Annotated in this window: 11 protein-coding genes; 5 read left to right on the top strand and 6 right to left on the bottom strand. The window is 60.0% G+C overall.

What is annotated here, in order from left to right:
• Positions 1-204 precede the first annotated feature (204 nt).
• From IRZ31_RS08605 to IRZ31_RS08590, 4 genes are all read right to left on the bottom strand, one after another.
• Positions 205-1,029 carry a GNAT family N-acetyltransferase gene (locus IRZ31_RS08605; RefSeq protein ID WP_297152451.1) on the bottom strand — a complete coding sequence of 275 codons (825 nt, stop codon included), beginning with the start codon at positions 1,027-1,029 and terminating at the stop codon, positions 205-207.
• A gap of 50 nt (positions 1,030-1,079) precedes the next feature.
• Positions 1,080-2,549, bottom strand: coding sequence for an APC family permease (locus IRZ31_RS08600; protein WP_297152448.1), 1,470 nt, complete (start codon positions 2,547-2,549; stop codon positions 1,080-1,082).
• 126 nt (positions 2,550-2,675) lie between these two features.
• Entirely contained in the window at positions 2,676-4,388 is a 1,713-nt protein-coding gene (locus IRZ31_RS08595; protein ID WP_297152445.1) for an APC family permease, read from the bottom strand.
• Positions 4,389-5,078: 690 nt separating this feature from the next.
• Entirely contained in the window at positions 5,079-5,834 is a 756-nt protein-coding gene (locus tag IRZ31_RS08590) for a hypothetical protein (protein ID WP_297152440.1), read from the bottom strand.
• A gap of 726 nt (positions 5,835-6,560) precedes the next feature.
• On the opposite strand from IRZ31_RS08590, the gene IRZ31_RS08585 reads away from it, so the two are divergent.
• The 3 genes from IRZ31_RS08585 to IRZ31_RS08575 all read left to right on the top strand — a co-directional run bounded on the left by IRZ31_RS08585 (position 6,561) and on the right by IRZ31_RS08575 (position 11,476).
• Complete coding sequence (locus IRZ31_RS08585; protein ID WP_297152436.1) at positions 6,561-8,534, top strand: hypothetical protein; 1,974 nt, start codon at positions 6,561-6,563, stop codon at positions 8,532-8,534.
• A 708-nt stretch (positions 8,535-9,242) separates the two neighbouring features.
• Positions 9,243-10,250, top strand: coding sequence for a MoxR family ATPase (locus IRZ31_RS08580; RefSeq protein ID WP_297152434.1), 1,008 nt, complete (start codon positions 9,243-9,245; stop codon positions 10,248-10,250).
• Between the two features lie 86 nt (positions 10,251-10,336).
• Positions 10,337-11,476 carry a VWA-like domain-containing protein gene (locus tag IRZ31_RS08575; RefSeq protein WP_297152431.1) on the top strand — a complete coding sequence of 380 codons (1,140 nt, stop codon included), beginning with the start codon at positions 10,337-10,339 and terminating at the stop codon, positions 11,474-11,476.
• Positions 11,477-11,546: 70 nt separating this feature from the next.
• Here IRZ31_RS08575 and IRZ31_RS08570 read toward each other — a convergent pair whose 3' ends face one another.
• Entirely contained in the window at positions 11,547-12,749 is a 1,203-nt protein-coding gene (locus tag IRZ31_RS08570) for a cytochrome P450 (RefSeq protein WP_297152428.1), read from the bottom strand.
• A 5-nt stretch (positions 12,750-12,754) separates the two neighbouring features.
• Positions 12,755-13,396 (bottom strand): TetR/AcrR family transcriptional regulator, encoded by a 642-nt coding sequence (locus IRZ31_RS08565; RefSeq protein ID WP_297152424.1) that lies wholly within the window; start codon positions 13,394-13,396, stop codon positions 12,755-12,757.
• A 337-nt stretch (positions 13,397-13,733) separates the two neighbouring features.
• Here IRZ31_RS08565 and IRZ31_RS08560 point away from each other — a divergent pair, with 337 nt between their 5' ends.
• Positions 13,734-14,174, top strand: coding sequence for a heavy metal-binding domain-containing protein (locus IRZ31_RS08560; protein ID WP_112428804.1), 441 nt, complete (start codon positions 13,734-13,736; stop codon positions 14,172-14,174).
• A 258-nt stretch (positions 14,175-14,432) separates the two neighbouring features.
• Positions 14,433-15,647: an aminotransferase class V-fold PLP-dependent enzyme gene (locus IRZ31_RS08555; RefSeq protein WP_297152419.1), complete on the top strand. Its 1,215-nt coding sequence runs from the start codon at positions 14,433-14,435 to the stop codon at positions 15,645-15,647.
• The last annotated feature ends 17 nt before the right edge of the window (positions 15,648-15,664 follow it).

Raw genomic sequence — 15,664 nt, 5'->3', positions numbered from 1 at the left:
TGTCAAAACCCGGTAGCCCGAATGCGGAGTGGTCGGCACCTGGGCAGAGCAAAGGCAACGCGGTCGCAGCGAGCACTTGCAGCAAAGCAGTAGGGAGGCGCCCCTCTTGGCAGCTGCTAGGGGCGCCTCCTCCGTCCGTCCACGCCTGGCCTGGCCACCCTGCTGTATCAGCGGGCCAGGCTCAGCAGCACGAGCGCTGGCTGCTCAGGCCAGGACATAGGTCTTGAAAAGACAATACTCTTGCCAGCCCAGGCGTCGATAGACGTTCAAGCCCATCGGCGTGGCCTGCAAAGTAGCGCGGCGGTAACCCAGCTGCTCAGCCGTGCGCATGGCCGCCAGCGTCATGGCTGTACCAACTCCTTGACGACGCGCCTGGGGGAGGGTGGCCACGCCGTAGAGACCAGCCAGGCCCCCACCGAAAGTCAGCAGGGCCGTCCCGACTGGCTCTCCATGCCGGAAGCCCAGGAGATAGCGCACCTGCTGGCCCGGCAGAAAGCCATAGCGCTGGTAGAGATCGAAGAAGACCGCTCTGATCGGTTCAGGGAAGCCGAAGCCATCGCAGAGCACCTGCAACCAGGTCTCCATCGCCCGCGCCTCGCCGACCTCCTCGACAACCAGATCCTCGGGCACCGGCGGCGCCCCTGCCGGTATAGGTTGCCCCAGATCGATCGCCATGCCCGGTACCTCCTCGTCTAGCTGGCAGCCCTGCGCCTGCAGACGCTGTTCGAGGTCGCTGGGACGCGACGAGGGGGCCAGTAACCAGGTCAGAGGCACCTGCCGGCGTCGCGCCTCTGCACAGAGGAGCGCGATCTGCTCATCGGCCTCCTGCTCAGCAAGCTGACAGCGGACCACCCCATTGGCGAAGAAGACCGGTCGCCCGCTGAAAAAGAAGAGCAGGCCGTTACGCTGATGAAACTCACCGCCCAAGGCCCGCCCAAGATGGGCATAGGCTTCAAACAGATTGGCTTCCATAGCCGCTAGCAGCTCGGGCGAGGCTCCTCTCCCCGACTGCTCCATTGCCTCTGTCATCGCTTTTCCTCCTACTAGACGCTCTTTCGTCGCCAGCGCGCTCTCAGCGGCTACTCGCCAGCGTGCTCTCCCAGGATCTTTCCGAAGCGCTGCACCTGCTGGGGATTGCGCAGCTGAAGAGCGATCAGCAGCCCCAGACCAATGACCAGCCAGGCTGCTGTAATGTAGGGAGCCAGATTGAGCGGGAACTGCGGCACCGGCACAATCGAACTATAGATCGTAAAGGCACAGATCACGATCGCAATCAAGGGCAGCAGGATGTCGAAGGCCAGGACTAGTGGACTGCCTTCGCCACGCGCGCGGGCCCTGATGGAGGCCACTATCCCGGATAAGGCTACCAGAATGTAGGCCAGCAGGATGCCAAGCGAGGCCGTCGTCGCCATGAAGCCGAAGAAGAGGAACGGCCCCAGCTGTATCCCCAGAGCGGCCCCCAGCACCAGCGTGAGAGCCAGCACCACCAGAATCGCGACCCAGGGCGTCTTGTAACGAGGATGGGTCACGGCGAAGGCCGCCGGTAGACCGCCATCGCGTCCGACGGCGAACATCATGCGCGAAGCCAGAATGACCCCCGCGAGCGTGGCGCTAAAGGCCCCAACGGCCACCATGAGATCGATGAGAGTCGCCAGGAAAGCCCCAGCGTAGCGCGTTGCCAGCGTGTCCAGGGGAGCTTCGTCTCTGGCCCACTGATCGATGTGGGCCACCCCGTAGCCATTGGCCATTGCGAAGGAGACCAGGACATAGTAGATGATGGCCACGAGCACCGCTGTTAGAATGGCCCAGGGAATGGCCTGGCGCGGACGCTGTGTCTCTTCTCCGAGCACTGCCGCCGCCTCGAAGCCAATAAACGAGGTGAAGCTGAAGATGGCAGCGAAGAAGAGCGAGGACCAGCCACCAGCCAGTCCAGCCGGCGACAAGGGGGTGAAGCTAATGCCGCTCGCCCCACCACGGGCCAGGATAATCACAGCCAGGGCGAGGACCGAGAGCAGACCGATAAAGGAGAGTAGTAGTTGCGTTCGCGTCGAGAGCCGAACATCAAAGAAGGCCAGGACAAAGAGCAACACCAGTAAGACACAGAAAATGACGAACCAGTGAAGTGTCAGCCCCAGGTGCTCCAATAACTGATCGAGAAAGATACTGGAAATAGCAAGCGTAAAGGAAGCCCCAGCAGCAAAAGCTCCGCCATACATCCAGCCGCCAATAAAGCCGGCTTGCGGCCCAAGCCCTTGCGCGATATAGGTATAGAGGCCACCCGCACTGGCAATGCGCCTGGTAAAGCGAATGATGACGTAGGCCAGACAGAGACTGGCGAGGCCAGCCACGACATAGGCCAGGGGCACGGCAGCCCCCGCCGAAGCGGCGGCAAAGGAGCTGGAGAGCGCAATTCCCATCTCCAGCGAGAGCAGGGCCACCGACTGGGCAATGGCGTCGAAGAGACCCAGGCTGTCCTTGCGCAAGGTATAGCCCTGCGCCCCGCTCTGAGACAACAGCTCCGATGAGGTCTGCATCTGGCTTTCACTCATCTTGCACCATTCCTTTCTCTTCTCATCTCATCTCTCATGAGCACTTGCTCAGCGTCCCTGACTCATCACCTGTCAGGTCCATCTCACCCCGGTGATGCCAAGGCTCACCACCCTTGAGCGCTCACTCTATGGCTCCCATCCCCCAGGACTGGGAAAGGAGCCGGGCCTCGGCGACACGGCTGGCTCGGTCTGCTGTAGAGCACCTCCTTGAAGAGGGCGCCCCCCTCCTGGCCAGCCGGCGAGAGGGCCGGGGGCCGCAGCAACGGGAGACACCTTTTGTAGAGCTGGATTGGCCGCCAGCGGCGATACGGACGCCTGGCCATCGGGCGGTAAGAGCGCCGCCAGGTCCTCTGCCTCGGGAACCAGAAAGCTGTAGATAGCACCCACCGTCAGGCTGGCCAGCACAAAAAGCAAGACCCAGAAGCCCCAGTCTTCGTTGTTCAAGACCGCTGGTACTGGAGAACCAGCGAAGAAGGTGCAGCCGATGGCCACACCAGTCAAGGCGATTCCGAGTACAGCAGATAGGTAAAAGAGTGGTGACGGCACAACCCAGCGCCGGCGCAGCTGCCGACTGTAACGGCTACAGAGCAGAATACCGCACAGGAAGAGGCTGATCATTGCTATGTCCCAGATGACCGAGGCCCCGTTAATGACGACCAGAAATACGGTGAGCGCCAGCTCTTGATTAGGCGCAACAGGAGCTACAAAGCAGATAACAAAGATAAAGACTATGTTGATCACCGTCTGTAAGAGCATGGCATTGAAAGGCACCCCGTTGGAATTAAGGCGCGCCAAAGCACGGGGCAGGCGGCGATCCAGACCAGCAACGAAGAGCAAGCGCCCGAACATAGCATTGTAGGCGGCTGTCGCGCAAATAAAATAGACAAACATTATAATATAATAGCAATCAGAAATAATATCACCAATTTCGCTTCCAAAAACATGATTGAAAAGTATCGATACAAAAGATGTCTCTTTCAGCTCCGCGGGGGAAAGAACAGCCAGAACACCAAAGGCGGCAAAGAGGTAGCCAGCGATAATGATCAGCGTGCCCCATAAGAGGTAGCGCTCACTGCGCCGCTGGTCGACGACCTCTCCCCCCATATTCAGCGGCACCGCCATTCCTAGTAAGGCAACAGTGACAATGGCGAGCACGGGCAGACTGGAGACGCTGAGCTGCCAGGAGTGGGCCGAGAAATCTCCGCGCAGCGGCTGACCGCTCAGAAGCCACCCCAGGCCGGCCAGGCCCACAAGCCCGAACATGAGGGCATAGGCCGCGAAAACAATATTCAAGATACGCTGAAGCTGCCTCTGGCCGAGGGCACAGAGCAACTGCGCCACCAGCAGGACCAGGACCGCCGCCACTCCCTGCTCCCAGGGCAGGCTCAGCCAATTGCTGTTGAGACTCTGGATGCTGGCGACGGCAGCCTCAGCCTCCACAGTTAAACCAATGGCCCCAGGCCACCAGTTGCAGAAAAAGCCGAGGAAGGTATCCCAGAAATTGCCAAAGGCACGATTTGCCCATAAGTAGACTGCCCCTTCACCGGGAAAGAGGCGATAGAGCTGGGCACAGACCAGCGCCGAGGGGATGAGAAAGCAGAGGAAGCCCAGGGCCCAGTACAACAGGCTGCCTCCCCCCGCCGCTCCTACGGTCTGGACATTGTTAATGAGAAGGACAGCAAACAGACAGAGGACAGTCAGATCGCGCGGGCGGAGGACACGCGGCAAGCGACCAAGCGGAAGGCGTTCACTGGGCAGCGCAGGACGACTCTCCGGGGCCACTTCATCGCCAACAGATGGGCTCTGCTTGGGCACTAGCGGAGATGCAAAAGGAGTCATGGGTTTCCCCCTCTCTAGTTATATATGTAACCATATCTATTAAATTCATTGATGAATCTCTTCGAGCGTGATAGCTCCTCTCTGGATCATAGAGAGAAGCAGAGGCATAATCTGTTCTGGTGAGCGACGGAGCAGATGAGCAATCTCGGACACCGTTCGGCTCCCATCGATCAAGGCAAAAAGCAGCCGTTCCTCACGTGACCAGGACAAGGGAGGAGGTGACTGGAGCAGCCGCCGGGGCACAAGATGGGATGGCCTTATCCCCTGTGAAGGCGAAGGGCGTGGCGCGCTGCGTTGGCCAGGACCCGCTATCGGAACTGTTGCCGCCGGCGCCGAGCTGGCGGCACCTCTCTGTTCTTCTGCCGTCAGATGCCACTGTAATTCTCCCCGACTGGCAAGCCAGTCAATCGCTTGAGCGCCGCTCATGAGGAGCCGCCCATCGACAAGGCTGATGATGATGCACGAGAGAGGGCGACCTTTCTGTAGCTGCAAGCTGGCTTGCCAGGCTTCCCCTTGGCGGAGCACGATGAGTGTCCCGCTCTGCTGAGACAGGCTTAGGAGCTGCAGCAGGCTCGCGAAATCCTTGGTGTACATTGCATCGCCGTCCCCATCGTCCTCCAGTAGACCGACCAGCTCACTTGCCCTCTGGGTGGGCGGGCTAAGAATTCCCTCGGATCACCCTTGACGAGCTTAAATAAGGGCCTCGGTGGCTAGTTCAAGCTGCTCCAGATCTCTGGTGAGCTGCTGACTGGCATCGCTGAACTGGGCCGCAATCTCCTGAGCGCTCTTCATAGCTTTATCTAGCTGCTCCGGTAATCTATCGCGTTCATAGGCATCAGCTATTCGAGCAGAGAGAAAGGAGATTTGCTGCAACCCATGACGCAGAGCCGTCAGCGCCTCCAGGGCCTCGCTATCGCGGTTGGCCTGGGCCCGCTGGTGCAGAAAGGCCAGGCGAGGCTGCAGGCTCTGACACGTTCGCGTAATCAGGGCAATATCGCGCACAATAGCCGTGTGACGCACGGCGAGATGCCGACTGACCGCAGCTAAAATGGAGGTACCGATCTGCTGCTCTTCGGCAATGCGCTGCGCGTCGACGGTCAGACGCCGTACCTCGTCCGTGGTCGCTGTAATCCGGCGCGTCGCCCGGCGGATGGGGCGCACAATCGGAAGAAAGACCCACGTTGCGGTCAAGACCGTCAAGAGGAGAATGCCACAGAGCAGCAGCCAGGTGTTTCTTCCAGCCAGTCGATATGCCGACCCATAAAAGAACAAAACAAATAAACTGACAGGGATAAATGAAACAATAAGCATCGATATAAGAAAGCGCAGCTTGATGCCAAAGCCTGTGCGGCGCAGCAGGGTAACCAGGTCAAGAGAAGCCTCCGGCCACGGGTCCAGTCTCTCCTCATGCCCTGATTGTAGCTCTAGACTATGATCTGCCAACATTTGGGCGCTCCTATCAGAGGACATGAAGAACGCTTGAGTAGTTTCTTCTACACAGCTAGATAGTATAGCACCCCTCTAAACCAGATGGATATTAATAGCTTGTAAAAAAAATGGTACTCTGTGGCAAAAGAAGTTATACAAGAAAGCTTTTGATGAGACGGCCTCGGGAGAGGAACCCACTAGCAAAGGGAGTTGTCGGTTACAGGAGCTAGAATAGTGAGGACAGGTGGCATAGCCCAGTGGGACAGACTGAGCGCAGCAGCTTTTGCCAGGGTCGAGGCCGCCTCACCTACTGGCCAGATTTTTCACCAGACAGCTAGCAAAGAGAGAGCAGTTATGAGCCTGACAAAGAGGTATTTACAGCTTCCTGGCTGCGCGCGTGGTGCGATCAGAGCCACAGGTCCAGCGAGGTTCTCTCTGTGGCAGGCCGCCAGCCATTCAGGCCCATGAAGAACTGCCGGAAGACCAGGCAGAGCAGGGACTGGATTGACAAAGGCTGGCCCTATCGTCTATAGTATTGTACTAGTCACTCGCCTATCTGTCTGCCTGGGAAGTAGCCCGGAGAGCCGCACAGGGCTACCCTTGTTCAGCCCATGCTGTCGCTCTCCTTGCTTGACCTGGCAGCAAGTTGCTTCGCGCGCGCCGCCCACCATTCATGCTACTCCAGTACGTGAAGCAGCCATTCTCAGACAATCAAGCATCAGACTATGATACATCTTTCAGCGTATGACAACTGAAAACGTGCCTCCCGAGCTGGTCGCCGAGGCTCAAAATCTTGACACGCCACCTGAGCGGCTGACTGAGCTAAGTCACCAGCCGGCCTTACGTCCCCTGGTCGCCGCCAATCCGGCAACACCGCCCGTCGTATTGGAGCAGCTCAGTAGGGAACGCGATCTGACTGTACGCCGAGCCGTGGCCCGCAACCCGAACACCTCGCTTGACCTGCTGCTGGAGCTGGCCCGCGAGTTTCCCCATGAATTTCTATCCAATCCTATCCTGCCTCTTTTGAACCTGACGCAGCCCGATTTTATTAAACAAGCCTCGCCCCAGGCGTGGCTGCAGCTCTTGCGTTGCGAAGAGACTCCCCTGCTCTGGTTACGCTGGCTCAATGAGGATGTGAATCTCAGCCGCATTCGTTGGTTCTCCGATGAAACCATGTGGGCCTTACAGTGGCATGTCGCCATCGCGGGTGAGATTTCTGAGTTCAACGAACAGCGGCAGCGCTTCGTCAGCGAGGCGGTGGCCGACTACGAGCGGCGCAGTAGTCAGGTTGGCCTCTATCCCCGTTCCTTCAGCTCGACGCTGGTGCTTCTGGCCCTGGCCATGCCCGATCTCTATCCTGAGCTGGTTGAGGGGATCTACTCGCCCGACGACGAATGCTGGCGTCGGCTCTTGCTAGCCTGCTATCCCTATCTGCAACAGGAGACATTGCTCAAGCTGGTCAGCGAAGGACCGCTAGCGGTCCGCGCCGAGGCTGTCAGGCTGGCGGCGCTTCCGCCCGAGCTACTCTATGAACTGGCCCAAGCTCCAGAGGCTGAGATCCGCAGCGCGGTGGCGGCCAATCCCGCCACTCCTCCCGCGCTGCTGCTGACCTTGATAGAGGATACCAGCAGCCAGGTACGCAGCGCTGTGGCTCTGCATCCCCAGCTACCCGCAGAGGGATTGGCCCGCCTGGCCAGGAGTAGCGAGCCGGAGGTGCGGCGGGCCGTGGCTGGCCATACCGCACTGGGAGCTGGCGAGCGCGAGCTGCTGGCCACCGATGCCCGCGCCGAGGTACGGGCTGCCGTCGCGCCACATCTGCCGCCTGAGAGCGCCTTGCTCCGGCGTCTGGCAGAGGACGAGGCTAGTCAGGTGCGTGCTGCCGTCGCCTCTCACTCAGCCCTGCCCACAGCGCTCAGTGCCTCTCTGGCAAGGGATACCGCTGTAGAGGTTGTGCTCTCGCTGGCAGGCAATCCATGTCTGCCCCCAAAGCTCGCCGAACAGCTCTGCGAACATCCCCAGGCCATGATCCGCTGGCGCGCAGTTTCCCACCCGGCGCTGGCGCCAGAGACCTTGCGCCATCTGGCATCTTCTCAAAGGCAGGATCGTCCCTTGCTCGCCGGTCTGGCTCGCAATCTCAACACGCCCGCCGATGTCCTGACATGGCTGGCGGAGCTTGACGATCGTGAGATCCACCTGGCCTTGAGTCAGCAGCCACGGCTGCCCACGCCCCTGCTGGAGCGTCTGGCCGCTCGCTATCTGAGCGAGTGGCGCCGCCAGCGCGCTGTCGTCTCGACAGATGAGGGCACTCAGCCCATTGAGATCCTTCGCTCTGTGGCAGCTCACCCTTCCTCTCCGCTGACCCTGCTAGAGCAGCTGCTGCGCTTGAACGATAGCGAGGTAGCGATCGCGGTCGCGACTCACCCGCGGACCATCGCCCAGGGCCAGAGCCTGATCTTCGATTATCTGCTAGAGACGCTGCGCGAAGAGATTATCAAAGCCGATCTGCCTTCGCGTCTGCGTCCGCTGTTGCTGCAACGTCGAGATCTGCCACCAGCCTTACTGGAGCTATTCGCCGAATCCGGTCGCTGGGTCGAGCGCTATCTTGTGGCTCAGCATGCGGCTGTTCCATCCACACTATTGGAGACCCTGGCCCACGATGGTAATTGCTTTGTGCGCGCCGCCGCCCGCGCCCGACTAGCCAGTCAGCCGAGGGATTGACAGGTGTCACGCTTTTTTGATCGAGTGCTGTCTCCTGTCCAACTGGTGGGACACTTGCCCTCTGGCTCGCAAACGTCGGTTTTGCATCCCTGATTGTTATTGCGCGCCCGTCTGCCCTTCTGCCTGTGACTACTCTCAGCCATGCCGCAGGAGCGATGGAGAAAAACTTTCATCAGCTAGTAGAGCAGCTGCTGGCAGAAGCCAGGCAGAGCAGCCCCAGGTCTACAGGAGGAGGCGGCTGAGCAGGAAACAGCCCCTGAGCCAGGTACCAGCCATGAAGGCCATCGCGGCAGCTAACCCAATGACTTCCCCGGAGACACTGCCTTGCAGGACCTGGCCCACGACTGTCGGCTGTGGCGGACCGCGCAGTGGTTCAGCATCCCAAAGCCCCTTTGGGGGTTCTCATAAAGCTAGCTGTAGGCTGCTCTCACGAGGTCCTGGCCAATCCAATCATCTCTCTGGTGAGCCTCACAGAGCCTCTCACGCAGTGGAAGCAGCCGTCAGCTGCCTGGCGGTGGGAGCCTTGACAACCGCTCACCTGACGTTCTATGGTGGTTGCCATCTACCCAGCCCATTTTTTCGACAGTGGCGCCCGAGAGCAGTCCTCAGCGCATGCTCTATACGCGCCTTGCTTCCATCTGATACCTGGAACAATAGAAGATCATCCTTCTCTGAAGACGAGGATAACAAGGAAGGTGAAAGAGTCTCATGCGACCTGATGCCCTGGCACGCTTTCTGTCCGGCCTGGTGAGCCGGCGCCTGATGATGAGCACCATGATCTGGGGGCCACCCGGCGTCGGTAAATCGAGCATCGTCGCGCAGACAGCACGGGCCCATAGTCTGGAGCTGATCGACCTGCGCCTCTCACAGCTTGCACCAACCGATCTGCGCGGTCTGCCCGTGGCTGAAGAGGGCACAGCCCGCTGGTATCCCCCCGAGTTTCTGCCGCGCTCGGGTCGGGGAATTCTCTTTCTCGATGAGCTAAACCTGGCTCCGCCAACGATCCAGGGCATCGCCCAGCAGCTGATTCTCGACCGGCGCGTTGGCAGCTACACCGTCCCCGAAGGCTGGTTCATCTGGGCCGCCGGCAATCGCAAAGAAGACCGCGCCGCCGTCTTCGACATGCCCGCGCCGCTGAGCAACCGCTTTATTCATCTGTTTGTAGAACCGAACTTCGATAGCTTCAAAGCCTACGCCCTGGAGCAGGGCATGCACGAACACTTATTGGCTTTTCTGGCCTTCCGTCCTGAGCTGCTACACAGGCTTGATCCGCAGCAGCCAGCCTGGCCCTCGCCACGCACCTGGATGATGGCCGATGCGCTCTACAAGGCCGGGCTGGATATCGCCCCGGCAGTCGGCCAGGGAGCTGCCGCTGAGTTTGAGGCATTCATGGCCCTCTACGACCGCCTTCCCGATGTCGAGGCCATTCTAGAGGGTGCAGGCGAACACATCGCTTTTCCTGGCGAGCCATCGCTGCGCTACGCCATCACGGTGGCTCTAGCGACGCGCGCCTCAAGCCTGCAACAATGCTACCAGGCCTTTGTCTGGATGAGCCAGAAAGCCCAACCCGAATGGGTGCAGCTCTTCGCTACGGATCTCTTCCGCCTGCTGCGCGCACGCAACGAGCTAGGCAAGCTGGCCGCCCTGGTGCAGCGCAACCAGCAGCTTCAGAAGCTGTTTACCGAGTACATGGAGCTGCTTAATCAACAGCAATGAGCGAAGGAGGGATAACAGCTGACCCAGCCAGAGGATGCCAGTGCTCAGCAATCACTTGAACCAGCCTGCTCCAAGGAGGAGATGCCATGCAGGAGCACCACGATATACAAAAGCAGATCAGTGCCGCGATTCTTCAGCTGCGCCTGCGGCAGCCATTTTTCGCCACGCTGAGCCTCTTTGCTCAGATCAAGGTGAGCGATAGCGTCGATACGGCCATGACAGATGGGCGCAGCATCACCTTTAATCCCACCTTCTGGCGGCAGCTGACGCCAGCCGAGCGCCTGGGGGTACTCACCCACGAGGTGCTCCACGCCGCGCTGCAGCATGTGCCACGACGCGGCCAGCGGGACGCGCAACTCTGGAACATTGCTGCCGATATCGTGGTCAATGGCATCATTGCCCATCTGGAAGGGTTAGAGCTACCCAGGGGCCATCTGCGCGAGCCTGATCTGGAGAGATTGAGCGTCGAGGAGATCTATCAGCAACTACAGCAGCACCGCAAGCGCGCCTCCCAGCTGCGTGTCCCCCTGGACCTCAAGCAACAGAGCCAGCAAGAGGACCCGCTATCGCACGAGGAGTATAACCGACAGCGAGACTACTGGTGGCGGGCCATTAAGCAGGCGCGCAGCACAGTAGCACCACCTGGTCATTTTCCTCTCGGTTTGGAACGCGAGCTGGCGCGTATCGACCCGAGCCGACTAGACTGGCGTAGCTACCTCTGGCGCTTTCTGACGCAGACCCCGAGCGACTTCTCTGGCTTCGACCGGCGCTTTATTGGTCAGCGGCTCTACCTTGACGCCCAGGAGAACGAGCAGCTTCACGCCTACATCGCGGTCGATACCAGCGGCTCGATCAGCAACAAGGACCTGAGCCTTTTCTTGAGCGAGTTGCGCGGTATCCTGGCCGCCTACCCTCATGTGATCGGCCAGCTCTACTATGTCGATACGGAATGCTACGGTCCCTACGAGGTGAGCAGCGTCTCCGCTGAGTTGCCACCAGCACAGGGCGGCGGGGGAACGAACTTCGCCCCTTTCTTCGAGCGCGTCCAGACGGAGCACGAACCGTGGCAGAACGCCGTCTGTGTTTACCTGACCGATGGCTTCGGCTCCTTTCCCGAGGAGCCGCCCGGGCTGCCCGTGCTGTGGGTCGTAACGGGCCACCACCTTGAGCGAGAGGGCTTTCCTTTTGGCGAAGTGATCGAGCTGGTACCTGATGAGGGGAACTAAGCGGCTTCCGCTCTTTTCCGTACAGGAGCGGAAGCCGCTGGGGACAGGTTACTGCCTGCGATCGTTGCCTTTAGCGCTGGCTGCCAGCGGTCGCCGCCTCAAAGGCGATCGGCAAGGAACGGATCACAAAGACCAGACCCCGGTTGACCATGATCGGAACGCCCGGGACACGCTCCAGCCTGCCCAGGCGTTGTAACATCAACGGCAGAGCAATCTTGGCCTCCAGACGCGCTAGCGGCGCCCCAACACAATAGTGGATACCATGACCGAAGGCCAGATGACGGTTAGGGCTGCGCTCGATCAGAAAGCGATCCGGCTCTGGGAACTGGGCCGGGTCGCGGTTGGCCGAGGCTGTCCAGACAAGAACGTTTTGCCTGGGCGGAATGCGCTGTCCTCCAAGCTCGACCTCGGTCGTTGTGCGCCGCAGCAGGAACCAGACGGGGGGCAGGAAGCGCAGCACCTCCTCGATGGCTGCTGGCATCAGCTCTGGCTGGCGACGCAGTCGCTCCATGACGTCGGGGTAGTCGGTGAAGCAGACGATGGCATTAGCAATCAGGTTTTTTGTGGTCTCCTGACCAGCGGCCAGCAACAGGACGCAGAAGCTCAATAGCTCAGTCTGACTGAGCTTCTGCCCGTCGACTTCGGCCTGACAGAGCGCGCTGATCAGGTCCTCCCGCGGCGCCCGCCGGCGCTCGGCAATCAGGTCGGTGAAGTAGTCCTCCATCTCCTGGCGCATCGTCCGCCCGGCCAGGCGCCGCGCCGGTGGAGCGGAAGGATCAGCCTGCGCCCAGCGCTGGAAGATGTCCCAATCCTGATCAGGGACCCCGAGAAGCTCGGCGATCACTTTGGCCGGCAAGGGGAAGGCAATGTCGGCCACTACATCCAGCTCTCCTTTGGCCAGCACTGCATCCAGCAGCTCTTGCGTGATCTGCGTGATGCGATCCGCAAGGCGCGCCACAGCTCGCGGCGTGAAAGCCTGGTTGACCAGGTTGCGCAGCTTGCGATGCTCCGGTGGATCTTTGGCTAACAACGTTCCCTCAAAAAAAGCCCCAACGTCCTCAAAGGCGTTGGAAGAAAAGCGCGCATAGTCCGTGAGAACATTCAAAACATCATCATAGCGAAACACTTGCCAGATGCCTGTGCCTTCGTGAAAGAAGACCGGGTGTGCCTCCCGCATGGCAGCAAACCAGGCAAAGGAACGCTCGGTATCTTCCAGGGGCTGCAGCCCGAAGAGCATGGGGGCCGTTGCGCGCAAACCGGGTTGTGATTGCATTGCTGCTATATCCTTTCCTCTCCAGACGTCTCGCTGGCAATACCGTCAAAGAAAATCTGCGCCACCTGCGCCACGAGGCTCTCGGGAGAGAGCTGCTCGCGCTCAAGCACTGACTGGTACTTGTTAAAGAGTAGCAGGTGCATAAATGTCTGTAGCAGCAGATCGGTCGAGAGCGTGTCACGGAACTCGCCATTGCGCTGGCCTTGCTCAAGCACGGCGCGAATGGCGGCGCTGATCTGTTCCAGGCGGGGCCCAAGACGCTCTTTGAGAGCCTGACGCAGGTCTCCGCCATAGGTGAGCAGCTGTAAGAGGCGCGCATGCAGGCCACTGCGCTCTAGATAGACATACTCTAGAATGCGCCTGAGCCTGCCACGAGCCGTGCTGGCAGCGCTTTGGGCCTGAGCGACGGCGCGAGCAAACTGCTCCAGGTGACGCTCGAAGAGAGCGGTGATCAGCTCGTCCTTACCACCCGGAAAGTGTTGATAGAGCGTCCCCTTGGCGACGCCGCAGCGGGCCGCGATCTCATCCATCGTTGTTTCGTGATAACCTCGCTCCTCGAAGACCTCCTCCGCCACATTGAGAATCAGCTCTGTGCGTACTTCGCGCAGCCGCTCCTTTAAGCGCTGCCGTCCCATCTCACTCCCCATCGGCTCATTCCTCCTCTGTCATGCTTGATGCTGCTCCCTTCCTCTGACCAGGAAGGCAGGCTGGCCCCTCGCCCTACGCTCTCTTCAACCACATTGAACTTGCCAGTCATATTTTAGACGTATAAGTCAAGCTGAGCCAGACGTAGATCAGATAGGAGCTGCCAGATAGGCAACAAGACCAGCTCTTGCAAGAGCAAGACGCCTTGCCGAATGGTTGACATTCCAGAGGCAATTGCCTATCCTGGAAAGGCGGCTTGCCGCCTGCTTTGGCAAGCCGGCGGCAGCAAGTAAGACTACAAGAAGCGGCCAGGCAAGACCACAGCGAAAGAGAGGTCCCATGAGCGAACCACGAACAGCGATGGATGTCCGACCGGGCTACCGGGGCCGGGCCTTTACCTCCGATCTCACCGGGCAGGAATTCTGGCTAGTTGTCGATAAGGGTTTTCAGCCTCTGGGGTTAGTGATGGGCAACTGCATTTACTCAATGGGCGCCATTCGCAACTGGCTGGCGGGGATTAAGTCCCATTTCCAGGGTGAGCTGAAAGAATATACGCAGCTGATGTATCAGGCCCGCGAGCTGGCTTTGAGCCGCATGCAGTTTGAGGCTGATCAGCTTGGCGCCGACGGCGTCATCGGCGTCGACATCCAGGTCCAATACTTGCATAACGGTGAGTGGATGGAGGTGACGGCTATCGGCACCGCGGTGCGCTGGGTCGGTAGCGGCCCCAATATGCCGCCCACTGGTCAGGGCCGCGTCGTTATCCCTGTAGGGCAGTAACCGCCCCTTCCTGATTACTGGCGCTGCCAGCTCCAGCGGCGGGTTCTTTTCTGATCTGAAACGGCTCATTCGCCGCTGATTGGTTGGGCAGCGCCTGGCCCTCTTGGCCCGACCTGAGCGCGCTGAGGCTGGCTGTGCTTTGGCGAGCAGGTCAGCTCCGTCCGCATCGGGCGAGATGAAGAGACCGCAGATCCCAATCTCTTTCACAATGACAGGGTAGCCGCACGAGCAATGAGCATGAGAACGGAGCAGTAAAGCATGCAACGGCAGACTCGTGCTTTTGATCTGGCTCAGGTACGCGCGGAGACGCCAGGTTGCACCGAAGTGCTGCATTTCAATAACGCCGGGGCCGCCCTGATGCCTCAGCCGGTAGTGGAGGCCGTGAGCGCTCATCTCCAGCGCGAGGCACGTCATGGCGGCTACGAAGCAGCCGAAGAGGCGCGTGAGGCTCTCGTCCACGTCTACGAGGCGGTGGCCACGCTGCTTGGCTGCCAGCCGAGCGAGGTGGCCCTGGTGGAGAACGCCACCCGGGCCTGGGATATGGCTTTCTACGCTATTCCGTTTGCGCCTGGCGATCGTATCCTGACGGGCCTGGCTGAATATGCCAGTAACTACCTGGCCTTTCTGCAGATGACCCGCCGATCTGGTGTCCGCGTCGAGGTAATTCCTGACGATGAATATGGCCAAATCTCTCTGAGCGCCCTGCGCAACGCCATCGATGAGCACGTACGCGTGATCGCTTTGACGCACGTGCCGACTAACAATGGCCTGGTGAATCCTGCGGCTGAAGTGGGGCGTATCGCCCGCGAGGCTGGTGTGCTCTATCTGCTGGATGCGACGCAATCGGTTGGCCAGATGCCCCTGGATGTGCGCACGCTCGGCTGCGACATTCTGGCTGGTACGGGGCGTAAGTTCTTGCGTGGTCCGCGTGGTACAGGATTCTTGTATGTGCGTCAGGAAGTGTTAGAGCACTTGGAGCCGCCGCTCATCGATTTGCATGCCGCCAGTTGGACGGCGCCCGACCAGTATGCTCTGCGTCCCGATGCGCGTCGCTTCGAGTGCTGGGAGGCAAGTATTGCCAATCGCCTGGGCCTGGGGGCCGCTATCGATTATTTTCTGCAATGGGATCAGCAACGTCTCTGGCGCCGTATTCGCGATCTCGCCTATCTGCTGCGTACGCGTCTCACTCCGCTGCCGGGGGTCATTGTCCATGATCGGGGAGTAGTCCAGGGCGGCATTGTGACCTTCACGGTGGAAGGCTGGGAGGCCGAGATGATCCGCCAGGCGCTGCGCCGCCAGCACATCAATGTCTCGGTGGTCTCTCAGCAGGCCGCGCTGCTGGATATGCAGGCCCGCGGCCTTCAGACGCTGGTGCGTGCTTCGGTACATTACTACAATTCGGAGGAGGAGGTCGAGCGTTTCGCTCGGACGCTGGAGCAGTTGCTGGCTGACCCCACTAGCTTGCTGAGTTAAGCTTCCCTGTTCTCCTC

Origin of the sequence: Thermogemmatispora sp., assembly GCF_019683635.1 — a bacterium.
GTDB lineage: Bacteria > Chloroflexota > Ktedonobacteria > Ktedonobacterales > Ktedonobacteraceae > Thermogemmatispora.
Note: the sequence above shows the minus strand (reverse complement) of the source record. Positions and strands in the feature narration are given on the sequence as shown.